Here is a 22,954-nt window from a genome sequence, read left to right as displayed (position 1 = left end):
CCTATAGATTTAGCAATTGTTTTTCCACTTTCTGTACCATCTAAATATCGTTTCACCGCTTGGATTTTTTCTTTTGAAGAAAATTTAGCCATAAAAAATGCACCTCCAATTGTTAGACTATGTCTAACAATTGGGGTGCACTTCAATATAGACTAAGGCTTTTTTATTAACCTCAAAAATACCCTTACCCAGTATTTTTATTTTCGACAAAAAATAGCCGGGGGTATATTTCACTATCTCATCGTTAAAAGTTTGCTCTTCGCATTTATAGGAATATTTGCAACCTCAATCTCTTCAATCGATTCACCGTAACGTCCTTTTGCAAAAACCTTTAATGCTTCATCTCTCTTTAACATATGCTTAACCGTTTTCTTTATTTTCTGCTCTCTACCACGTTCATCGAATGCAATAAATTCATATTCATACCACTCATCACCAATATGCTGACCAATTGTATTCACAACCGTATAGTATTCTTTCGTCTTATAAAATGGATTATATTTATCGATAACCGGTCCAAGTTTCGTAGGCAGTAACATTACTACTATCACTATCATCGCTATTATAGTAGTGATCATTTTTTTCCTCATAATAAACATTCCTCCTCTGCAGGATATATATACATCCATTTTAAAAAGGGGGAATAAAATCTACTATTGAATCTCATTACATTACACTTACATTTTTGTAAGAATTAAAAAAGGTGAACGAATTTACTCGTTCACCTTTTAGCTTGCTTTAAAGCCACCGCCAAGTACATCACGTACATCATGTATAACAACGAAAGCATCTCCATCTACCCGGCTAATAACTTGTTTTAACTTAACAAGCTCTTGTTTATTAATAACAACATATAAAACTTCTTTATTTTTACCAGTATATCCGCCCCGCCCTTCTAATACAGTAACACCGCGTGTCATATTTTTCGTAATAGTTTCACGAATTAAGTCTGGTTGATTCGAAATAATCGTAACAGCCGTTTTTGTGTCCATTCCTTCTACAATGAAATCAATCACCTTCGCTCCAATGAACACAGCTACAAGTGTATACATTGCCTTTTCTTGCCCTATTATAAATACTGAACCAGCAATTACAACAATATCAATAATTAGTACGCCTTTACCTACACTCCAACCTAAATATTGATTTGCTAACTGAGCTAAGATTGCCGATCCTCCCGATGTACCTCCAGCTTTGAACATACAGCCTAATCCAATACCCACAAATAAACCAGCAAATAAAGCTGCTAATAATGTATCACTATTTACATGATACTCAATATGTTCTGTAACGTATAAAAACAAAGATGTTTCTACAATCCCTAAAATTGTATAAATCATTGTTTTCTTATCAAAAAATTTATAACCAATAGCTAGTAAAATTGCATTTATAGCAAAATTCACAATCCCTGGTGACCAATCAAATAAGTAGTACGTAACAACCGTTAAACCAATAATTCCACCTTCCGATAAACGGTTTGGAATTGCAAAGTAATTAATACCAATTGCGAATAATAATGAACCAATTGTAATTAGTGTTATTTCCTTTATACGTTGATTAACCATAGTTCATACCCTCCCCCCATTTGACATTGTATCACTATCTCCTAGAGGTTTAGAAGTGGTTTTTATTCCGCATTTTCCCTCTTAAAAATTGAAATATTATGTTTAAACAGAGGGTTGATTAATTATTCATATTTGCTCTAACTGCATGGATAAATTGCTCCACATTCCCTTTCTGAATATGCTTAGCGCGAATGGTTTCATGATTATAAGTAAACTCAAAGTACGAATGAAAATCTATGCTATCTATATGCAAATATGAGTACTCTTTAAATGTTGAAGGATAGTACGGAAATTTCCCGTAAAAAAGGAGACGTCTAGTAGTGGCAACAAAAATTCCATGTTGATAACATAACATGAAATTATCCTTCTCAAAGATCCCTACCACAAAAGCCAGAATCTTTTCATCATCATCTACATACTTTTTCATACTCGATAAAAGTTCATTCATGCATATTCCTCCAAATTCTATTCATTGCATTAACACTTGAAAAGAATCCATGGATTATTACAAACCGGTTTAACTCCTTTATAAAGTATGAAACGCGTTTCCTGTCAAAGATATTTCAAAAAAATAATCCGTTATGCGATTATACACATAACGGATTAAGATTAAACTGTAGAGCGTTCCACAAGTTCGTATGGAATTTCCAGCTTTTCTTGTTTAGAACTCTCGTCATTCACTTTTCTATGCAACATTTCAAAAGCAGTTTTCCCTATCTCCTTTAAATTTTGATCAATAGTTGTCAATTGTAACACTTGCGAGATAGGTTGATTATCAAAGCCAATAATCGCTAAATCCTCAGGAACTTGAATCCCTAGTTTTTCAACCTCTGTCATAACCCCAATCGCAACTTCATCACCTGCTACTATTAATGCTTCAGGAAGATCCTGTATCTCTTTTAACTTATGAGCCACTTTTACACCATCTTCTAGTGTAAAACATTCTGTAAAAATCCATTCTTCATTAACCTCTTCGTCTATAGATTGCAATCGCTGTTTATAAACATCAAAACGCTTTTGACTACTCGGCCCTAATTTTCTTCCCGTACAATAACCAATTTTTTTATAACCTTTCTCAATCAAATAATCCATTCCTAATTGAAAGGCCGCTGAATGATTCGTATATACACTTGAGATGTTTGAAATATCATTATCTTCACAAGCAATTATTGTGCCGTAAGAAGCATACGGTTCTATCGTTTCCCAATCATTTGCACGTGAACAAATAATAAGACCATCCAATTGTTTTGTTTTTAACATATGTAAACTTTTCATTTCTTCTTTTTTATTATAATTCGTTTGGCAAAGTAACACTCTGTAATTATGAGTTAACGCAATCTCCATCATTCCGCTCACCATCGCATCAAAACACGGATGATTAATATACGGTAAAATCACACCAACAATATTCGTCTTTCCTTTTGATAAATGAACAGCATTTGCGTTTTGCGAGTAATTCAATTTCTCAACTATCTCTATAACCGCTTTCCTTTTTTCTTCACTTACATATGGGTGATCATTCAACACTCTCGAAACAGTCGTAACTGAAACTCCCGCTATCTTTGCTATATCTTTAATATTAGCCATACACTCACCTCTATCTTTAACTTAATGAATCTCATGAACATATGTCAAATCTTCTTATCATTACACCTTCATTCGTTTCTCTTACAAAAGTGTAATTTTTCTGTAAGCTAATTCGATAGTGACTTTCCGCAACATTTCATACAATTAAGTCAGAAACAAGGTAACAACCATTCGAAAAGGAGCGGATTAATATGATGAACAAAATGAAAACGAACAATTTCTTACATACAATGGGCATGGTATTTTCCGCTCTTATCGACGCAAAAGCTGTTGCTTCTACATTAAACAAGTAAGGAGAATATATTATAAATAACATCACTTTTAACAAATTAGATTTTTTAGGACTAGCTAGTGGCTCTCTTCTTCTTACTGCTTTTATTTACGCCGCTACGCTTGTATAACTTTGTGTCCCCTTTCCCCTTTATTATAAATAGTAATAGAAAAGACGACCGTCTATGCCCGGTCGTCTTTTCTTATTTTTGATTTGATTGCAAAGCTTCTTTTAACTCCTCAAACTTCTCATTTAATTGATCTGTCATCATTTTCATAGCGGTTTTTCGATCTATTTGTTCTCCAGCCTCAATTTGAATCGGATCTCCAAAAATCAATTGTGCCTTTTTCCCCTTTATTAATTCTTTTACACTTGATGGACCAACATAAGCTGCCGGCACTAAAGGTACATTAGAACGCATCGCAATTGTCACAGCACCCGCTTTTAATGAAACATCTTCCGCTGATCTCGTTCCACTCGGAAAAATCCCTACTACCTTTCCTTCTTTTAATAAACGTGATGGAATTTTAAGTGTACTCGGTCCCGGATTCGCGCGATCTACAGGGAATGCATTTACATTTTTAAAGAACCAATTTTTGAATTTCCCTTCAAATAATTCTTTTTTTGCCATGTAATGAATCTCTGTTGGGTACATCCCTGTAGCTAACATTAATACATCCATAAAACTTGTATGTGTACACGCAACAACATACGGACCACCTTCTGGTAGCTTTTCTCTTCCTTGCACTTCTACTTTCCCAGCTGTTTTAAATATATATTTCAACAAAAATGTAATTGGTTTATACATTTATTTCGTTCCTTTCTAAACATCCGAAGTATAATCATATTCTTACAACAATTATAACACTAAGTTTTAGGAGTTGGTAATAAAAATAAGTATGAATTGTTAAATTTCAATTCTTACAAAAGTGTAATTTTCTTGTAAGCTAATTCGATAGTTACTTCTCACTATATTTCATACAATTAAGTCAGAAACAGGGCAACAACTATTCGAAAAGGAGTCGATTGATATGATGAACAATATGAAAACGAACAATTTCTTAAATACAATGGGCATGGTATTATCAGCTCTTTTCGACGCAAAAGCTGTTGCTTATACATTAAACAAGTAAGGAGAACTCATTATGAATAACATCACTTTTAACAAATTAGACTTTTTAGGATTAGCTAGCGGCTCTCTTCTTCTTACTGCTTTTATTTACGCTGCTACGCTTGTATAACTTTGTGTCCCCTTTCCCCTTTATATAGAAAAAGACGACCGTCTATGCCCGGTCGTCTTTTTAATTTTTTCTTTCTTTCAATTCTTTTAAAAGCTGTATCAGCTCAGCTTGTTGTTTTATCTTTTTACGACCATTTCGATTAATTGCTGCAAGCTCACAGGCAACTCCCACGGCGAAGAAAAACAATAAACTTTCTAACATGTAAAATCCTCCATTTGCCTATTAAACAGCTTGACGTAATTGTTCTTCTTGTAAAACTCTCTTATTTATATTTTCTTCTTTTCTCTGACAAACGTTATTGCGAATAAGCGCTGCAATAACAAGTACAGTCCCTATAATATCAAACATTGTGATTTGATACCCTTGCATCATCATAATAGCTAAAGTCGTAATTGGTACAAAATTAATAAATAAAATCCCATTAATGGATGATAAAATTTTCACACCATAGTTCCAAGCAAGTAGCGCTACAATACCTGGCAATGTCATCATAAATAACAAATCATATTTCACAATAGAAATCGTTCCCATACTCGGAACTGAAATATATCCAAGCGACGTAATAATTACCGTTATAATCGCTGTAACAGTCGTACCGAATACACACGTCAACGTAGAATAACGTAATGTTGACCAATCACTACAAGTTTGACCACCCATCGTATAAATAACCCAGCCTACAACACCAATAAATATAAATGCTAATGGGAACATATTATCTTTCAATGTTACAAAGAAACTCATGTCACCTTTTGTAATAACAAACACAGCTCCTACAAAAGCAATAACCATACTCGTTATCATATACTTCTTCGGTTTTATATGCTTATATCCCCATAAAATACAAATAGAAATCATCGGCATAAGTGCTTCCATAATGGAAGCTACCATTACACCCGACTTACCCATCAACATTTGCCCTAAAAATATGAGGACATTATATACTGTAAATGCCATCGTTCCAAAAAAGACGAGTAACTTTCCTCTTCCCTCTAAACGAAATGCCTGTTTTCCTTCTTTCATTAACAACAATACAATCAACATTATCGCCACTGCTCCATAGCGAATAAGCGAAAAATAAAATGGATCTATGTATTCTAGCGCATGATCAGCAACTGGAAACATCGCTCCCCATGACATACTCGCAATTAAACACGCTAAAGCCCCTATTATCATTTGACCTCTTCTCACCGCAATCCCCCGTTTCTTTCTATTTGCACAAAGAGAATTGTAAAAGAAAAAATATATCACGTAAAATGATTCAAAATGATGTTAACTATCATTTATAATGATAGTTAACATCAAGGGGGATTACAAAATGGAATTACGAGACTTACAAATCTTTAAAAGCGTTGCCGACCAAGGTAGTGTAAGTAGCGCAGCAAAGGAATTAAATTATGTACAATCAAATGTAACTGCACGTATTAAACAACTAGAAAACGAATTAAAAACCCCACTCTTTTACCGCCATAAACGAGGAATGACTTTAACAGCTGAAGGAAGAAAAATGCTCGTTTATGTTAGTAAAATTTTGCAAGATGTCGACGAACTAAAACAAGTATTTTTAGATAGCGAAACACCTTCTGGTATATTAAAAATCGGTACAGTCGAAACAGTAAGTACACTGCCTACCATTTTATCTTCTTACTATAAAAGCTATCCGAATGTCGATTTATCATTACAAGCGGGTCTAACAGAAGAATTAATTAGAGAAGTACTTGATCATCAATTAGATGGCGCCTTTATATCAGGTCCTATTAAACATCCACTAATCGAACAATACGATGTTAGTACAGAGAAATTAATGCTTATAACACAAAATAAAGCCTTTCATATAGAAGAATTTACAACAACGCCTCTACTCGTTTTTAACCAAGGATGTGGATACCGCTCCAAACTAGAACGTTGGCTTAAAGATGAAGGTTTGCTACCAAAAAGAATTATGGAATTCAATATATTAGAGACAATATTAAACAGTGTTGCACTCGGTCTCGGAATTACACTCGTACCACAGTCTGCTGTCCATCATCTTTCTAAAGCAGGTAAGGTACATTGTCATGCAATCCCTGAAAAATACGGCAGTATTTCAACGGTTTTCATACGCCGTAAAGATAGCTATATGACAAATTCAATGCGTAGTTTTTTAAAAACAATTGAAGACCATCATCATATCAATATGCTGTGAAAGACATTCTTACATGAATGTCTTTTTTTCTTACAAAAGTGTAAGTCTTTCGTAAGCTAATTCGATAGTTGCAAGTAGCCATATTCCCTATAATTAAGACATAAGCAGGGCAACAACAATTCGAAAAGGAGCGGATACGCATGATGAACAATATAAAATCAAATAAATTTTTAAATACAATGGGCATGGTGCTATCCGCACTTGTCGATGCAAAAGCTGTTGCAACTACATTAAACAAATAAGGAGAGATTATAATGAACAACATTACTTTCAACAAATCAGACTTTATCGGACTTGCAAGTGGAGCTACTCTTCTTACGGCTTTCATTTATACACTTGCTCAAGGTCTTGTTTAACACTTTGTTTCCCCAAACCCCTTTATATATAGAAAAAGCTGCTCGTCTTATAGACAAGCAGCTTTTTAGTTTGTCCCGCTTTAATGGGCAGTAAGACCCCCACCTCGAAATTCAGCGAAAGCAAAGAAGTTAGGTGGGGATCAGGCTGCCCATTAAAGTCCGATTGGTGAGGGCTAATAATCAGTGGGTGATGAAGAACCCCCCACTGATTAAAGTTTCACTTTATTTCATATATAATTTGACCCGTTTTCGTAATATCATATCCGCCAATCGCATTTAATTCATTATGAAATTCTTCCGATTGCAGAATGTCTTTCACAACTTCAATCAGCTCTTCATTTTCTTTATTCTTCAAAATTACTAAATCATACTGTTCTTTCATGATCGGAATAAAGTCCACATTTACAATTTGCGAAAACTTTTCTGAACCTACTCCTACATCAGCTTTTCCATTTGCAACTTGCGTGGCAACACCAAGATGATTCGATTCTTCCCATTCATATCCACTAATATCAGCTTTATTTAATTTTTGGATTCGTAATTGTTCATCCACTAACACTCTAATACCAGAACCCTTTTCTCGATTCACAAACTTTATAGTGGACCCGGATATGTCAGCCCATGTCTTTATTCTCTTCGGATTTCCTTTTCGGACATAAAATCCCACATTTCTGGACAATAAATTAATCATAATACATGGCTGTCCTACTAAAATGCGTTTTACGTAAGGAATATTATATGTACCCGTTTCACCATCAAACAAATGCAAACTAACGATACTTCCTTCTCCTTGATACATTTTCACCAAACTTGTTAAGCTACCTTGATACGCTCTTAAAACATTAGAACTTGGCAAACGATTTTCTATACGTTTAGCTAACATATCTAACGTTAGTTCTTGACCACTAATAATACACGTGTTCAAGTTACTACTACCATCGTTTTTTACAGGATTAACTTGTACCTTTCCTGTTTTCATTTGCTTTATATATTGATCTAAATCTGCTGCATCAATGCGCATCTGTCTACCAACTCTATAAGAAGGAAGTTCTCCTTTTTTAATTAAGTCGTATACAGTTAATTTCGATACTTTTAATCGCTTTGCTACTTCTTCCGTTGTGTAGGAATGATGATCCATAGACGATTCCTCACTTTCTCCTTTCATTGTAACAAAGAAAAGAATATTTCTCCTATTTTTAAAAAATAGATATATGTTCAAATTATATTCAATTATAACTAGTTATATTTAGTTATATTTAGTTATAATTAGATGTATCAAAATGAAAGGGTATTTTTTTATGAATAAATTTATATTACGTTCCATCGGGGCACTTATACTTTCTTTCCTTCTTATATTTAGCGCTGCTTGTACAAGTGGGGAAAAGCATACAAATTCAGCTGCTAAAGAGGATAAAACAGTTGAACTGACTATCTCAGCTGCTGCAAGCTTACAAGATGCATTAAAAGAAATCGAAAAACAATATAAAGAAAAAGAGCCAAATATCAAACTTTCTTTTAACTTCGGTGCTTCTGGAGCACTTCAACAACAAATTGAACAAGGTGCACCTGCTGATTTATTCTTCTCAGCAGCAGAAGATAAATTCCAAACCCTTGTAAAAAAAGGATTCATTAATGAAAAAGAAGGGAAAAATCTTCTTGGAAATGAACTAGTTCTAGTCATCCCTAAAGATAGTTCTCTTACAAAATTTCAAGATTTAAAAGATGAGAAAATCAAAAAAATTGCACTTGGTACACCTGAATCTGTACCTGCTGGCAAATATGCAAAGGCTTCTCTAACACACGAAAACCTTTGGAATGATGTTCAAAATAAAGTCGTATTTACAAAAGATGTTCGCCAAGTGTTAACATATGTAGAAACAGGGAATGTCGATGCTGGTATCGTATACAAAACAGATGCTCTCATTTCGGATAAAGTAAAGATTGGTGAGACAGCAGCAGCTACTTCTCATGAGCCAATCCACTATCCTTTAGGTGTTATAAAGGAATCTAAACATAAGAAAGAGGCGACCTCATTTTATGAGTATTTGCAGTCAAAAGATGCACAATCTATCTTTAAGAAATATGGATTTACAGTCCTGTCGTAATTACTATGAGCATTGATGCTATTTTATCGCCTGTCTTTCTATCTTTAAGAGTAGCTGCGTGTGCCACTATTCTCGTTACAATTTTAGGGACAATTGTCGGGCGAGCACTAGCTCGCTCCTCATGGCGATATAAAGTACTATTAGAAACCATATTTTTATTACCAATGGTACTTCCACCAACTGTTATCGGCTTCTTTCTCATTATCATCTTTGGAAACAACAGCCCGATCGGAAAGTGGATTGAATCATTATTTCAGCAGTCTATTATGTTCACATCTACTGCTGCGATCATCGCTTCTACAGTTGTTGCATTTCCGCTTATGTACCAATCAGCGAAAACAGGGTTTTCTATCGCAAATGTACAAATTGAAGAAAGTGCTCGTGACCTTGGCGCAAGTGAATATCAAGTTTTTCTACACGTTACACTTCCACTCGCATTTCCCGCATTACTAAGCGGGATGATTTTGAGCTTTGTCCGCGCACTCGGAGAGTTTGGTGCTACACTTATGTTTGCCGGGAACATTCCTGGTAAAACACAGACAATCCCAACTGCAATTTACATGGCTATTGATGCAAGTAATATGCAACTCGCCTGGACACTTGTAGTTATTACTATCGGTATGTCACTCGTATTTCTACTATGTATTCAACTTATTAATAAAAGAATCACTAACTCTTAAAGCAGCTTTTGTCAAAGCTGCTTCTTTATTTCTTAGGAAATAAAATATACCAATGGGAAATAACTGAATTTTACCTCTTATTAAAATAGACATTTTATTTGAATTCACTTTCTAAAATAGGCAATTTCCTGTTATTATATGGAGGTGTTTCAAAAAATGAAGAAATGAAAACGCATTTATATCGTGAATTCTTCATCCTGTTTTAGCGATCGGTAATCTTCTACTCTATTAGTGGTGCATTACCGATCGTTAGAACGATATGTAACTATATTGGTATAGCAAACCGAAGGGAGTCTTGTAATGGACATTTTATTAGCGCTTCTTCCTGCAATTGCATGGGGAAACATCTTATTAGTAAGCGTAAAAATGGGCGGTGGTGCATATAGCCAAACGGTAGGTATGACAATCGGTGCTCTATTCTTCGCAACAATTATGTATGTATTTACTCAACCAGCTTTAACAATGACAATCTTAATTGTTGGTTTTATCTCAGGTTTATTCTGGGCTTTAGGACAAGTAAACCAATTAAAAACAGTTGAAAAACTAGGTGTTTCAACTACTGTAACGATTTCTACTGGTATGCAACTTGTTGCAACTTCTATCTTTGGGGTTATCGCTTTCCGTGAGTGGACTACTACGACAACAATCATTCTGGGAACGATTGCAATCCTATTAATCGTAGTTGGTGTTGTATTCACATCATTAGATGATAAAGAAAATGCTCAGCCACCTGGACAATTGAAAAAAGGACTTCTTACTTTAATTGTTTCTACTTTCGGCTATCTTGTATATGTAATAATTATTCGTTGGTATAATATTGATGGTTGGTCTGCTATCTTACCACAAGCAGTTGGTATGTTTGTTGGTGCGGTTGTACTGACGTCTAAACATAAACCATTTAACAAATATGCAATCCGTAATGCTTTGTCTGGTTTACTATGGGGAACTGGAAACTTATTCTTACTTCTTTCATTACCACGTGTTGGAGTAGCAACAAGCTTCCCATTATCTCAAACTGGAATCGTTATCTCAACATTCGGTGCGATTGTATTCTTAGGTGAAAAGAAAACAAAACGTCAATTGATCTTTATTGCACTAGGTAGTGTTTTAATTATCGGCGGCGCTGTATTACTTGGTATGACAAAAGCATAATCTTATATTCTATTAGTAAACCCCTGAAGCATATATGCTTCAGGGGTTTTTCAATTCTAATTATTTTCTAGATATAGTTATTTTTATGTTCTTGTCCCTTATAATTGCTCTTCCACTCTAGCAAACCAGCTACACATATAAAGAGATTAATAACAGTTAATATTAGCATGATGTATAAACCAATATAAGGAATAGCTCCTTCCTTTACCATGAATTTCCGCCTTCTCATTATCCATTCCATCTACGGTAAGTCTTTTCTTTTTACAAAATTCTCTTAAAGATGATATCGTTTTTATAACATATCTCTACTAGAAAGGAATAAAGGATATGCTAACTAAACATCGAATTTTATTTATTGGTGCTGGTCGTATGGCAGAAGCTATATTTTCCGGATTACTTAAAACAAGCAAAGAATACATCGAAGAAATTATCGTTTCTAACCGAAGCAACGTAGAAAAGCTAAAGCAATTACAAGGGCGATATGATGTGTCTACTACAACAGATTGGAAGCAGCATGTTACATCTGTTGATACGGTTGTTTTAGCAATGCCACCTTCTGCTCATGAAGAGTTATTAGCTGAGCTATCTCCGTTACTATCAAATCAACTAGTCGTAACAGTAGCAGCTGGCATTGGACCATCTTATTTAGAAGCTAGACTCCCAAAAGGCACGCCTGTTGCTTGGATTATGCCTAATACAGCTGCTGAAATTGGAAAGTCTATCTCCTTATATACAATGGGACAATCAGTAAACGAGATACATCAAGAAACCCTGCAACTACTTTTAAAAGGTATTGGTACTTCGCAACTTTGTACTGAGGAAGAAGTTCATCAGCTTACTGCAGTTACTGGAAGTGCACCAGCCTTCCTTTATTACTTTGCTGAAAGCTTAATTGAAGCAACAAAAAGTTATGGAGTCGATGAAGAAACCGCAAAACATCTTGTCATTCAAATGATTTCTGGCTCTGCTTCTATGCTCGAACAAACGCAAAATCCAGCTAACCTCCGCGAACAAGTAACAACGCCAGGTGGTTCCACAGCTGAGGGTCTCAAAATTTTATACGAGTATAATTTTTCAGAGGCAATTCAAAAAGCAGTAGAAGCAACAAACAAAAAAGCTAGGGGGAAATAATATGATTTTAACAAGTTTAAAAGACTATACAACATTACATAACGGTGTAAAAATGCCTTGGTTTGGTTTAGGTGTTTTTAAAGTAGAAGATGGTTCAGAAGTAATTGATTCTGTAAAAGCAGCAATTAAAAATGGCTACCGCAGCATCGATACTGCAGCAATCTATCAAAATGAAGAAGGCGTTGGACAAGCGATTCGTGAATCCGGTGTTTCACGTGAAGAATTATTTATTACCTCAAAAGTATGGAATAGCGATCAAGGATATGAAACAACACTTCAAGCATTTGAAACTACATTAGAGAAATTAGGTCTAGAATATTTAGATTTATATTTAGTACATTGGCCTGTAAAAGGGAAATATACTGAATCATGGAAAGCATTAGAAAAACTTTATAAAGATGGTCGTGTTCGCGCTATCGGTGTGAGTAATTTCCACATTCACCACTTACAAGACGTATTTGAAATTGCTGAAATTAAGCCAATGGTCAACCAAGTGGAATACCACCCACGTTTAGCACAAGAAGAGTTACATGCATTCTGTAAAGAACATAATATCCAGCTTGAAGCTTGGTCACCATTAATGCAAGGACAACTACTAGATAATCCAACGTTACAAGAAATTGCGACAAAATATAATAAATCAACTGCGCAAATTATTTTACGCTGGGATTTACAAAACAAAGTTGTAACAATTCCTAAATCAATTAAAGAACATCGCATTATTGAAAATGCAAACATCTTCGACTTTGAATTAAGTGCTGATGATATGAAAGCAATTCAAGCTTTAAATGAAGATCGTCGCGTTGGTCCAGATCCAGATAACTTTAACTTCTAGTAGAAAAACCACTGCCATATGCAGTGGTCTTTTTATTTAAGAAAACTGAAAATTTAAACTATATTCCATTCAGTTGACACTTCATTATTCAAGGTGTAAGATTTTGAATTATCAAAGAAACACAAAAATTAATAAAATTTATTCGTTTACTCATTGTATCAAGAGAGGTGGAGGGACTGGCCCTTTGAAACCTCGGCAACAGGTTCATTTTGAATACTGTGCCACTTCCTGCAAGCTTTATGCTTGAAAGATAGAATGAGGGACTTCGTTTATATACGGGTGCATAACTTGTACGTAAAAATCCCTCTTTCTCAATATGAAAAGAGGGATTTTTTATTTTTCATTTCCCTCATCATCATCCAAACTTAATTATTTAGGAGGAAAATCAAATGAAAAAGAAGTTTGTACCCGGTATTGCATCAGTTGTAGGAGTAAGTATTTTATTAACTGGTTGCGGTAGTTATAAAAACGAAGCAAGCGGAGCAAATGCAAAAGACGAGGCACCTAGTAAACAGGTTTTAAACTTATCTTCACCTACTGAAATACGAACAATGGATACGGCTCGTGCTACAGATACTGATTCTGGTCAAGTAATGAGAAACGTATTTGAAGGTTTGTATAATCTTGGTGAAGGTAACAAACCTGTTCCTGGTGTTGCAAAATCTCATGAAGTAAGTGGCGATAAAACGAAATACACATTCCATTTGCGAGATTCAAAATGGTCAAACGGCACTCCTGTTACAGCTAAAGATTTTGTGTTCGCTTGGCAAAGAGCCGTAGATCCAGCAACAGCCTCTGAATATGCATTTCTATTCTTTGATATTAAAAACGCAACAAAAATTAACAACAAAGAACTTCCAGCCGACCAACTTGGTGTAAAAGCAGTTGATGACCATACGTTTGAGGTAGAATTGGAGCGTCCTGTTCCGTATTTTATTAGCTTAACAGCGTTCCCAACATTTCTACCAATTAACGAGGAATTCTTTAAAGCACAAGGTGATAAGTACGCTTTAGAAGATAATACAATCTTGTACAACGGAGCTTTTACACTAAGCGATTGGAAGCACGAACAAAGCTTTAAATTCAAGAAAAACCCTACCTATTGGGATAAAGATACTGTCAAACTAGAAGAAATCAATTTTAACGTCGTAAAAGAAAAATCAACAGAAGTAAATTTATTCGAGTCAAAACAATTAGATCGTATAAAACTAACATCTGACTTCGTCGATAAATATAAAAAGGATGCTAACTTTAAAGAACGTCCAAACGTAGGCGTACAATTTTTACGTATGAATCAACAAAACAAAGTGCTTCAAAACGTTTCTGCACGCCAAGCAATTGATCAAACAATTGATAGAAAATCCTTTGTAAATACGTTATTAAATGATGGATCTACACCAACATTTGGTCTCGTTCCAAAAAACTTTGCAAAAGGACCTGAAGGAAAAGACTTCCGTACTGCAAACGGCGATTTAACAAAAGTTGATACAAAATCTGCACAAGAGTTATGGAAAAAAGCTAAACAAGAGCTTGGTTCGGAAAAGATAACATTAGAATTATTAACGAGTGATGCTGACCTTGATAAGAAAACTGGTGAATTCTTAAAAGGACAACTAGAAAAGAATCTAGATGGATTAACAGTAAATATAAAACCGCAACCGCGTAAGCAACAAGTTTCGCTTTTATTAAAAGGTGACTACGAAATCGGAATTGATGGCTGGAGCCCTGACTTTGCGGATCCAATTACATTCCTTGAGCTATTTACAACGAATAACCCTTATAACTTAGATCATTACTCTAATAAGGAATTCGATGAAACAATAGCAAAAGTGAAAACAACTTTAGCTGGTGATGAAAAAGCTCGCTGGGAAGCATTACTAGCATCCGAGAAAATATTATTTAAAGACTCTGTTATCGCTCCTCTTTACCAAAAAGGCGAATCTTATTTAGAACGTTCTTATGTGAAAGGAATTGTGCAAGTAGACTTTGCAGGTCAATTAAACTTCAAGTGGGCAAAAATTGAAAAATAAAGTGAAACTTTAATAAGTGGGGGGTTCTTCATCCCCACTTATTATTAGCCCACACCAATTGTTTTTTTAGCAAAATATATTAAAAATAGGTTCTCTCACACATGAGAATCTGCTTTTTTAATATATTATTCTAAGAAATTAACAATCTATTTTTACTATTGACATATAGTTCTTTCCAGTGCTAATATTCTAAATATTCAAAGAAACAAAATATTTCACCATCAAAATATAATGTCTACTACGTTGAAACACATAACGATAGATTATAGTTCAACATGTATATACATATAGAACACATGATTACCTATAAACAAATATTTATAATAGGTTTTATCTCCTTCTATAGCCACTTCAAGACACGGACATTATGACGTTACGAACAACACATTTAGGGAGGAACGAACAATGAAGAAAAAAGTTGTACCTGTTGTTGCATCTGTTTTAGGGGCAAGTCTATTACTAACTGCTTGCGGGGGAAATAAAGATAATGCAAGCGGAGCGAAAGCAAACGATAAAGCACCTGATAAACAGGCAATTAACTTATCATTCGCTTCAGAAATTCCAACAATGGATGTTGCAAAAGCAACGGATGGGGAATCCATGAACGTAATGCGCAATGTTTTTGAAGGGTTATATGCAATGGGAGAAGATAATAAACCGGTTCCTGGCGTCGCTGAGTCGGTTGACATTAGTCCCGATAAAACAAAATATACATTCCATCTGCGTGATTCAAAATGGTCAAACGGTACTCCTGTTACAGCAAAGGACTTTGCCTTCGCTTGGCAACGTGCTGTAAATCCTAATACAGCAGCTGAATACGCATTCTTATTCTTCGATATAAAGAATGCGAAACAAATAAACCAAAAACAATTGCCAATTGATCAACTAGGGGTCAAAGCTGTTGATGACAAAACGTTAGAAGTACAACTAGACCGTCCTGTTCCCTACTTCTTAAGCTTAACGACATTCTCAACATTCTTACCAATTAATGAAGAGTACTTAAAGTCTCAAGGCGATAAATATGGTTTAGAAACAAATCATTTAATTTACAACGGTGCTTTCACATTAGAGAACTGGAAACATGAACAAAGCTTCCAATTGAAGAAAAACCCTAACTATTGGGATGCTAAAACTGTAAAATTAGAAGAAATCAACTTCAATGTCGTTAAAGATAAGTCTACAGAAGTGAACTTATATGATTCAGGACAAATTGATCGTGTTGCTTTAACTGCAGAGTTTGTTGATAAATATAAAAGCGATCCAAACTTCAAGGAACGCGCTGAAGTCGGCATTCAATTTTTACGACTAAATCAGAAAAATGAAACATTAAAAAATCAACATGCACGCCTTGCTATTAACGGCGCAATGAATAAAAAAGCTTACGTAGAAACAATCTTAAATAACGGCGCTGTTCCAGCTGAAGGAATGGTTCCTGCGAAATTTGCAAAGAGCCCAGAAGGCAATGACTTCCGTAAAGAAAATGGAAATCTAGTCAAGGATGATGTGAAAACAGCGAAAGAAAATTGGAAAAAAGCAAAACAAGAACTTGGTACTGACAAAGTAACAATCGAACTATTAACAAGTGATAATGCTTTAGCTAAAAAGACTGGTGAATATTTAAAAGGTGAATTAGAAAAAAACTTAGATGGATTAACAGTGAATTTAAAACCGCAACCACGCAAACAACAGTTGAAACTACTATTAAGTGGTGACTATGAAATTGGTATTGACGGGTGGGGCCCTGACTTCGCTGATCCAATTACATTCTTAGATTTATTTACAACAGATAGTGCTTATAACTTCGATAAATACTCTAACAAAGAGTACGATGAGCTAATTCATAAAGTGAAAACAGATTTAGCTGGCGATGAAAAAGCACGCTTTGAAGCAATGAAGCAAGCTGAAAAAATTCTATTACAAGACGGTGCTGTCGCTCCTTTATACCAACAAGGTCGTTCTTACCTACAACGCTCTTTCATTAAAGGGCTTGTAACAACTGACTTCGGCGGTGAATTTAACTACAAGTGGACAGAAGTTGCAAAATAATAAAATAAAAAGGTATCCAATCACAGGATACCTTTTTATTTTATACTTCTTTAACTACATGACTTCTTCTCTTTACTATTCCTTTTATAGATACAGTAATTACCGCTACCAATTGCGTAACTAATATAATGACTAATAATGAAATAATATTTTTCTCTAGACTAACTCCCCCAAATATTATTGTATAATAGCCATTTGCTGCATATGTTGCGGGAAATACTTCACCCATTGTTTGATATGTTTTAGAAAGCATTTCATGCGGTACAATTACACCCGAACTTACAAGTTGTAGTGATAGCGAGATAATATTAAAAATCATACCTGCGTTTCCGAAAACAGCTATGAACATTTGTGTTAATGAAAGAAAGGCGAAGAAGACTATCGCTTGAAACATCCATATACTCCATACTGCTTCATGTATTTCAATTTGAAATCCTCTCATCAAACCAATTGTAATACATGCAAGTAAAATTGATACTATACTGTTAATAACCTGTCTTGATACAAAATTACTCCAACCGTTCTTTACTTCCTTTGCAACTTTTGATAGTTCCATACTCATGATCATGGCTCCTACAAATGAAGCTAATACCATCATTAGTGGTACCATGTTAACCGAAAATCCTTTTGCATCATTTACTCTATGCACTGTAAAACTAATTGAATCTTCGTTTAACCCTTTTATTACTTCTACATTTTCAGGCCCTACAGCTTGTAATTTCCCCACAATCGCTTGTTTTTTATAACTTGTTATCTCTTTATTTACATTGTCTCGGATTTGTTTTGCGGCTCCTTCCATCAGTTGCTTTGCCATCATGGCATTCGCTTGATTAATGTGAAAGTTTAAATTTGATTTTCCTGTTTCATTTATATCCTTTGAAAAAGAAGCAGGAATTTCAATAATCATATCGTATACATGGTCATTCATTGCTTTATTTGCTTTTTCCACAGACTGTTCTGCTTTCACCTGAAATGGTAAACTTCTCTGTAAGCCTTCTGCTATTTTACTACCTATATTTCCATCTTCATTCACAATAGCAATACGCATTTGGTCTGCCCTTTCATTCACTCCATCATATGCCGTTAACCAAACACAAAAGAAAACAAGTTGGAACGATAGCGCTACTACCATTCCAATATACGTACCTGGTCTTTTTAAAAACTGTTTTAATGTATCCATCTTCCCGCTCTCCCGTACAGCAAGCAAGTACTTACTTACATTTTGTTTTTAAATAAATACTAGGGTCTTAAAGCCCTAGCATATAAAACTATATTATTCTCAATAAATTTCTCATCATCGATTTCCATAAGTCGGTTTTCAAAACGTAATTTAGATAAGAAGTAACCAAAATTAATCCATATAAAATTCATTACTTGCGCTTCAATATTTGTATGAATAACCTTTCCCTGTTCCTGCATTTCAGCAAAATATATGATTAATTCTTCTTTTAACCCTTTTGGAATTTTGGAGATTTCCTCATCTAATTCAGGAAATTCCCTCGCCTCACGTATACCGATAGAAATAATGTCTTTTATGCTATCTAAAAATTTATGATAATGCCTCGCTAAGTTCTTTAAATCCGTTTCTAATTCCCATACAATTTCTGTTTGTAAAAAATGTTTTAAATGCGGGACATATGAAAATTCAGCAACCGCCGCTTCAATAACACCCTTTTTACTTTTAAAATTGCGGAATATCGTTACTTCATTAACACCAGCACGCATTGCAATTTCCTTCGTTGTTGCCGCCGTATATCCCTTTTCTTTCACTAATTCAATTGCTGCTTGAATAATTTTTTCTGCTGTCTTTGAGCGCGCCATAAAAAACCTCTCTCCCTAATGCAAGTGATCACTTACATTTAGATTATATACCTTTTCTAATTATTGTCAATAATCCTCTTCTCCCTCTTTTTGCACAGAATTAAAACTCATAATAAATATAAACATAAACATCAAATATGTTCTCCACGTCAAAGAAGGTATATGCCCTGACCAAAGATAGCTAACTAAATAATTAATTCCCATAATACAAGACGATATTACTATACTAATACTTATTAGTTTTACATATTTGAACATATCTTTTCTCCTTGTTTTTATTTTTCTACTTCTTCAAATTGTAGATTCACCGGTTCTTCTAAAAGTGTTTCATAAAAGTTCTCTGCCAAATCTGTTGAAGGAATTTTTTCATCTACTTCATCAAATCGAATACTATCTAGCCACACACAACCTTCCCCTGATAATAAAACACCAAATGCAATACCAAGCGCTCCTTCTTGTATATCTAATACAACCGAGTACGATTGCCAGTTATTCGTATTTTTAATGGGGCGATTTTGCATATTATCCATAGCGAGCGGTTCTGTATCTTTTCCATCTACTCGCATCCACAATCCTGCCCAATCTCTTACGCTTTCACTCTTAACAAATGCTGTAAAACGTAATCTCTTCCCTACATATTTATCCGCTCTGAACATTTGCATTAATGTCGAAAATCCTCCGTGCGTAACATTCTCTTTTGCTTTTATGTATGCAGATACTTTTCCTTGATGGACAACTTCATAATCTAAACCCATCTCATATTCAGCAGGATGACTTCCACTTAAGATCCATCCTTTTGGTATACCTTTTTGCATTGAAACACCCTCTCTTTCTATATAAAATGACTGGAAGTACTTTCGATATTTCTTTGGTGGCAATTGAAACATTCTTTTAAAAGCTCTCGTAAATGCCTCTTGTGAGGAAAAACCGTATTGCACTGCAATATCAATAACAGCTCTCTCCGTTGACACTAAAACTTGTGCAGCATGAGTTAACCTTCTCTTTCGAATATAATCCGTTACACTCATCCCAACATATCTTTGAAAGATGCGATGAAAATGGTACATCGATACTGCACTGTGAGATGCCACTCTTTCTGTTGTAAGCTCCTCATGTAAGTGATTCTCTATATATTCAATTGATTTTTTTATTATCTCTTTATATTCTTCATGCATTTTAGTCCCTCCCTCACAACTTCAATTTACCATATACATACAAATCGTTTTTGATTTAAATTGCGGATTAGCCCTTGTGACTGCAGAATAATAATTTATTTTCAACACATACATAATTACATGTTTTTGGGAAAAACTTGTATAGAACGAATTTACATAAGGAGGAATTTATAATGAGAATTCTACTATCAGTTTTATTAGCTCTTATGCTAGTACCTGCATTAACAGGATGTAAAGCTCCTGCAAAAGAAGACACAACTTCTAATAAAAAGACGACTGAAGAAGCAAAAAATGAGGCTCCTGCAGATTTAAAATTAAACTTTAATGAATTTAGTTTAGATGCAGACTATGAAGATACGAAGAAAGACTACGAAGCTGATTATAAAAATGTAGCGGCTGATAAGAAAATGGAAGCAAAGCTTGAAGATCATAAAACAAATGCAAAGTTTACAGGTGACGAGGCTATTACAAAATTAAGCCCACTTCTACAAGAATTAAAATTTGATAAAGACACTCCTGACCAAGAAGTAATCGATCAAGTAGTGAACGTGTTCAAACTTGATAAAGACTATCAAAAATTCGATTTAGAAGTTGTCTTCTCTGATGGAACGAAAAAAGAATACAAAAGAGAAATAAAATAACCTTGCACAGGCAAGGTTATTTTTTCGTTTCTGCTTGAAAACGTTTATAGTATGTCGATGCTGTTGCAAAATTAATTTCTATATCACGAATCAACGATGAATCTTCTTCTTTAGCTAACTTCTGTAATTTTTTCATCGCTTGCTCCGATTCATTCAAGAAACCAATATATACTTCATGTTCTTGCTCTTTCGACTTCGGCACACGAATTTCTTTACGTATATGATCAATATCTTCTAACATGCTCGTTGTTACCTTTTGCACATCTTCTTTATATGTAGCAGTCGTTATTTCCTTACCGCCCTTTTCTTTTGCTACTTCAAATAACTGCAGTGCTTTATTAATTTCTTTATTCATTTTCAAATCATATTTTTCATGTACTGCACGGTATTCTTTCATCTCTTCTGTTTGTTCTGTAGATTGCTCTACCTTTTCTTTCGGTTCTTTCGTATCTTTATTTCCATTACACCCTGCTAGAAGGAGCATTCCTCCCATTACGGCAATACCCAAAACCTTCTTCATCTCTTCTTCTCCTTTTATCTACAACTATTACTCATTATAGTTTCTTTTATCTCCACTTGTTATTATACCGAGAACATCCTACTTTTTACACTTAAGACGACATCGTAATATATATACCAACATGTTTGTCACAGTATCGTCACTTTATACAAATAACTTTTGCAATGCTTTACTACATCACCTTACAAAACTGTATGAGGTATTTCAAAGAAATGAAAAAAAGAACTGATCCAAACATTCCCTTTGAATCAGTTCTTTTTTGTTAAGCCTCTAGATTTTGTTTTTGTTGCAGTTCAAACTGCTTCTCACTTCTTCTAGCCATAAATAGATAACATAACACTGCTCCTACTTCACAAAGCGCAATAACAACACCCATCGGTAATGCTGTATTACTTCCACCGATACCTACTAGCGGAGCAACAAGAGCTCCTGAAATAAACTGTAATAAACCTAATAAAGCTGATGCTGTTCCTGCAGCTTGCTTCTGATTTCTCATCGCTAATGAGAACCCAGTTGTTGATACAACCCCGACACTTGATACGACAAGGAATAACGAACATAAAACACCAATTAAACCTATTCCTAATACAATTGTCAGTAGTAAAGATAGACCACCAACAGCTGCGATAATAATACCCGCAACAAATAATGTCTTCTCATTTACTTTCCCCGCTAAACGACCCGTTACCTGACTAGCAATAATAATACCGATGCCGTTAATCGCAAAAAATAAACTAAATTGCTGTGGTGATGCTCCGTATATGTTCTGCAACACAAATGGTGAGCCCGAAATGTATGCAAACATTGCCGCTGTTACTAATCCTTGTGACAATGCATATCCCATAAACAGACGGTCCTTTAACAATTTCCCGTACGTCGCCAAAGTCCCTGACAAACCACCCGTTTCTCTTTCTTCAGGAGGTAATGTTTCGCGCAATACGAAAGTAGCTGAGATTAACATGAATATGCTAATTGCCCCAAGGACGATGAAGACACCGCGCCACGTTGTAAACTGTAACAATTGCCCTCCAATAATTGGTGCCAAAATAGGTGCTGCTCCGTTTACTAACATAAGCAGTGAGAAAAACTTCGTCATTTCAGAACCTGAGTACATATCTCTTACCATTGCACGTGATATAACAATTCCGGCTGATCCTGAAGCTCCTTGTAGGAAGCGCAATAACACTAATGTCCAAATAGATGGCGCAACAGCACAAAGTAAAGAAGAAGCTACATAAATAATAAGTGCAATAATAAGAGGTTTGCGCCTTCCGTAAATATCACTAATCGAACCGACAAATAATTGTCCTACTGAAAGCCCAAGTAAACAAGCTGTCAATGTAAGTTGCGCAAGGGATGCACCTGTTTGCAAGTCATCCGTTAACTTCGGTAATGAAGGCAAATACATATCAATAGATAATGGCCCAATCGCCGTAAGTGTTCCTAATACAAGAATCATCCATAACCTGTTTGCCTTTACAGGTTTATATATTTCGTGATTAACTTCATTCACTTTTCCAATTCACCCTTTCCTATACACACCAAATCGTAACAATTATAGTTACATCATAAACATACGTCAAGTACATTGCATTTTCCTCTTTCATAATGTA

At 34.9% G+C, this 22,954-nt stretch carries 27 protein-coding genes and 1 riboswitch; of the genes, 12 read left to right on the top strand and 15 right to left on the bottom strand.

The genetic code is table 11. The annotated features are described in order from the left end of the window. Positions 1-233 precede the first annotated feature (233 nt). The 4 genes from CGQ22_RS29905 to CGQ22_RS29890 all read right to left on the bottom strand — a co-directional run bounded on the left by CGQ22_RS29905 (position 234) and on the right by CGQ22_RS29890 (position 3,152). Positions 234-590, bottom strand: coding sequence for a YxeA family protein (locus tag CGQ22_RS29905; protein WP_001227798.1), 357 nt, complete (start codon positions 588-590; stop codon positions 234-236). A 138-nt stretch (positions 591-728) separates the two neighbouring features. Then, the gene (locus CGQ22_RS29900) at positions 729-1,565 is read right to left on the bottom strand and encodes a YitT family protein (RefSeq protein WP_089149724.1); all 837 of its coding nucleotides are present in this window, start codon (positions 1,563-1,565) and stop codon (positions 729-731) included. A gap of 118 nt (positions 1,566-1,683) precedes the next feature. Further along, positions 1,684-2,013, bottom strand: coding sequence for a PH domain-containing protein (locus CGQ22_RS29895; RefSeq protein ID WP_001004247.1), 330 nt, complete (start codon positions 2,011-2,013; stop codon positions 1,684-1,686). A gap of 161 nt (positions 2,014-2,174) precedes the next feature. Beyond that, positions 2,175-3,152, bottom strand: a complete 978-nt coding sequence (locus tag CGQ22_RS29890; RefSeq protein ID WP_001273890.1) for a LacI family DNA-binding transcriptional regulator — start codon at positions 3,150-3,152, stop codon at positions 2,175-2,177. 305 nt (positions 3,153-3,457) lie between these two features. Here CGQ22_RS29890 and CGQ22_RS29880 point away from each other — a divergent pair, with 305 nt between their 5' ends. Further along, the gene (locus CGQ22_RS29880; RefSeq protein WP_001060007.1) at positions 3,458-3,553 is read left to right on the top strand and encodes a DUF3948 family protein; all 96 of its coding nucleotides are present in this window, start codon (positions 3,458-3,460) and stop codon (positions 3,551-3,553) included. A gap of 72 nt (positions 3,554-3,625) precedes the next feature. Here CGQ22_RS29880 and CGQ22_RS29875 read toward each other — a convergent pair whose 3' ends face one another. After that, positions 3,626-4,231 carry a lysophospholipid acyltransferase family protein gene (locus CGQ22_RS29875; RefSeq protein ID WP_000277769.1) on the bottom strand — a complete coding sequence of 202 codons (606 nt, stop codon included), beginning with the start codon at positions 4,229-4,231 and terminating at the stop codon, positions 3,626-3,628. A 337-nt stretch (positions 4,232-4,568) separates the two neighbouring features. On the opposite strand from CGQ22_RS29875, the gene CGQ22_RS29865 reads away from it, so the two are divergent. Continuing rightward, entirely contained in the window at positions 4,569-4,664 is a 96-nt protein-coding gene (locus CGQ22_RS29865) for a DUF3948 family protein (RefSeq protein ID WP_001060007.1), read from the top strand. A gap of 60 nt (positions 4,665-4,724) precedes the next feature. On the opposite strand, the gene CGQ22_RS29860 is transcribed toward CGQ22_RS29865, so the two are convergent. After that, complete coding sequence (locus tag CGQ22_RS29860; protein WP_000894065.1) at positions 4,725-4,865, bottom strand: YrzO family protein; 141 nt, start codon at positions 4,863-4,865, stop codon at positions 4,725-4,727. Positions 4,866-4,886: 21 nt separating this feature from the next. Further along, positions 4,887-5,855 (bottom strand): DMT family transporter, encoded by a 969-nt coding sequence (locus tag CGQ22_RS29855; RefSeq protein WP_016119004.1) that lies wholly within the window; start codon positions 5,853-5,855, stop codon positions 4,887-4,889. 127 nt (positions 5,856-5,982) lie between these two features. On the opposite strand from CGQ22_RS29855, the gene CGQ22_RS29850 reads away from it, so the two are divergent. Together CGQ22_RS29850 and CGQ22_RS29840 are read left to right on the top strand one after the other, a co-directional pair. Next, on the top strand, positions 5,983-6,849 hold the full coding sequence (locus CGQ22_RS29850) for a LysR family transcriptional regulator (protein ID WP_000423031.1): 867 nt from the start codon (positions 5,983-5,985) through the stop codon (positions 6,847-6,849). 254 nt (positions 6,850-7,103) lie between these two features. Next, positions 7,104-7,205 carry a DUF3948 family protein gene (locus CGQ22_RS29840; RefSeq protein ID WP_001060018.1) on the top strand — a complete coding sequence of 34 codons (102 nt, stop codon included), beginning with the start codon at positions 7,104-7,106 and terminating at the stop codon, positions 7,203-7,205. Between the two features lie 217 nt (positions 7,206-7,422). Here the strand turns inward: CGQ22_RS29840 and CGQ22_RS29835 are convergent, their stop codons facing one another. Further along, complete coding sequence (locus CGQ22_RS29835) at positions 7,423-8,343, bottom strand: substrate-binding domain-containing protein (RefSeq protein WP_033703495.1); 921 nt, start codon at positions 8,341-8,343, stop codon at positions 7,423-7,425. A gap of 160 nt (positions 8,344-8,503) precedes the next feature. On the opposite strand from CGQ22_RS29835, the gene modA reads away from it, so the two are divergent. From modA to CGQ22_RS29820, 3 genes are all read left to right on the top strand, one after another. Next, positions 8,504-9,310, top strand: a complete 807-nt coding sequence (gene modA, locus CGQ22_RS29830; protein WP_001031844.1) for a molybdate ABC transporter substrate-binding protein — start codon at positions 8,504-8,506, stop codon at positions 9,308-9,310. A 5-nt stretch (positions 9,311-9,315) separates the two neighbouring features. Beyond that, entirely contained in the window at positions 9,316-9,990 is a 675-nt protein-coding gene (gene modB / locus CGQ22_RS29825; protein WP_000020523.1) for a molybdate ABC transporter permease subunit, read from the top strand. 300 nt (positions 9,991-10,290) lie between these two features. Next, the gene (locus CGQ22_RS29820) at positions 10,291-11,142 is read left to right on the top strand and encodes a GRP family sugar transporter (RefSeq protein WP_000353544.1); all 852 of its coding nucleotides are present in this window, start codon (positions 10,291-10,293) and stop codon (positions 11,140-11,142) included. Between the two features lie 67 nt (positions 11,143-11,209). On the opposite strand, the gene CGQ22_RS32225 is transcribed toward CGQ22_RS29820, so the two are convergent. After that, positions 11,210-11,353 (bottom strand): hypothetical protein, encoded by a 144-nt coding sequence (locus CGQ22_RS32225; RefSeq protein WP_000237841.1) that lies wholly within the window; start codon positions 11,351-11,353, stop codon positions 11,210-11,212. Between the two features lie 116 nt (positions 11,354-11,469). Here CGQ22_RS32225 and proC point away from each other — a divergent pair, with 116 nt between their 5' ends. The 4 genes from proC to CGQ22_RS29800 all read left to right on the top strand — a co-directional run bounded on the left by proC (position 11,470) and on the right by CGQ22_RS29800 (position 17,184). After that, entirely contained in the window at positions 11,470-12,273 is an 804-nt protein-coding gene (gene proC, locus CGQ22_RS29815; RefSeq protein ID WP_089149723.1) for a pyrroline-5-carboxylate reductase, read from the top strand. A 1-nt stretch (position 12,274) separates the two neighbouring features. After that, on the top strand, positions 12,275-13,108 hold the full coding sequence (locus CGQ22_RS29810; protein WP_000604198.1) for an aldo/keto reductase: 834 nt from the start codon (positions 12,275-12,277) through the stop codon (positions 13,106-13,108). A gap of 152 nt (positions 13,109-13,260) precedes the next feature. After that, positions 13,261-13,365, top strand: a riboswitch (SAM riboswitch). A gap of 132 nt (positions 13,366-13,497) precedes the next feature. After that, the gene (locus CGQ22_RS29805; RefSeq protein WP_000726474.1) at positions 13,498-15,138 is read left to right on the top strand and encodes a peptide ABC transporter substrate-binding protein; all 1,641 of its coding nucleotides are present in this window, start codon (positions 13,498-13,500) and stop codon (positions 15,136-15,138) included. Positions 15,139-15,543: 405 nt separating this feature from the next. After that, entirely contained in the window at positions 15,544-17,184 is a 1,641-nt protein-coding gene (locus tag CGQ22_RS29800) for a peptide ABC transporter substrate-binding protein (RefSeq protein ID WP_000731089.1), read from the top strand. A gap of 40 nt (positions 17,185-17,224) precedes the next feature. Here CGQ22_RS29800 and CGQ22_RS29795 read toward each other — a convergent pair whose 3' ends face one another. From CGQ22_RS29795 to CGQ22_RS29780, 4 genes are all read right to left on the bottom strand, one after another. Continuing rightward, positions 17,225-18,364, bottom strand: a complete 1,140-nt coding sequence (locus tag CGQ22_RS29795) for a YhgE/Pip domain-containing protein (protein WP_074593940.1) — start codon at positions 18,362-18,364, stop codon at positions 17,225-17,227. 59 nt (positions 18,365-18,423) lie between these two features. Continuing rightward, positions 18,424-19,005, bottom strand: coding sequence for a TetR/AcrR family transcriptional regulator (locus CGQ22_RS29790; protein WP_074593939.1), 582 nt, complete (start codon positions 19,003-19,005; stop codon positions 18,424-18,426). 66 nt (positions 19,006-19,071) lie between these two features. After that, positions 19,072-19,263: a hypothetical protein gene (locus CGQ22_RS29785; RefSeq protein WP_089149722.1), complete on the bottom strand. Its 192-nt coding sequence runs from the start codon at positions 19,261-19,263 to the stop codon at positions 19,072-19,074. 17 nt (positions 19,264-19,280) lie between these two features. Beyond that, positions 19,281-20,180, bottom strand: a complete 900-nt coding sequence (locus CGQ22_RS29780; protein ID WP_089149721.1) for a helix-turn-helix transcriptional regulator — start codon at positions 20,178-20,180, stop codon at positions 19,281-19,283. A gap of 173 nt (positions 20,181-20,353) precedes the next feature. Here CGQ22_RS29780 and CGQ22_RS29775 point away from each other — a divergent pair, with 173 nt between their 5' ends. After that, complete coding sequence (locus tag CGQ22_RS29775) at positions 20,354-20,821, top strand: YusW family protein (protein WP_001221554.1); 468 nt, start codon at positions 20,354-20,356, stop codon at positions 20,819-20,821. A 16-nt stretch (positions 20,822-20,837) separates the two neighbouring features. On the opposite strand, the gene CGQ22_RS29770 is transcribed toward CGQ22_RS29775, so the two are convergent. Continuing rightward, positions 20,838-21,341, bottom strand: coding sequence for a hypothetical protein (locus CGQ22_RS29770; RefSeq protein ID WP_000756514.1), 504 nt, complete (start codon positions 21,339-21,341; stop codon positions 20,838-20,840). Between the two features lie 262 nt (positions 21,342-21,603). Continuing rightward, a complete protein-coding gene (locus tag CGQ22_RS29765; RefSeq protein WP_232294088.1) occupies positions 21,604-22,863 on the bottom strand; it encodes a multidrug effflux MFS transporter in 1,260 nt (419 codons plus the stop codon). Positions 22,864-22,954: the final 91 nt, after the last annotated feature.

Origin of the sequence: Bacillus sp. M13(2017) (assembly GCF_002218325.1) — a bacterium.
GTDB classification, from domain to species: Bacteria; Bacillota; Bacilli; order Bacillales; family Bacillaceae_G; genus Bacillus_A; species Bacillus_A thuringiensis_K.
Note: the sequence above shows the minus strand (reverse complement) of the source record. Positions and strands in the feature narration are given on the sequence as shown.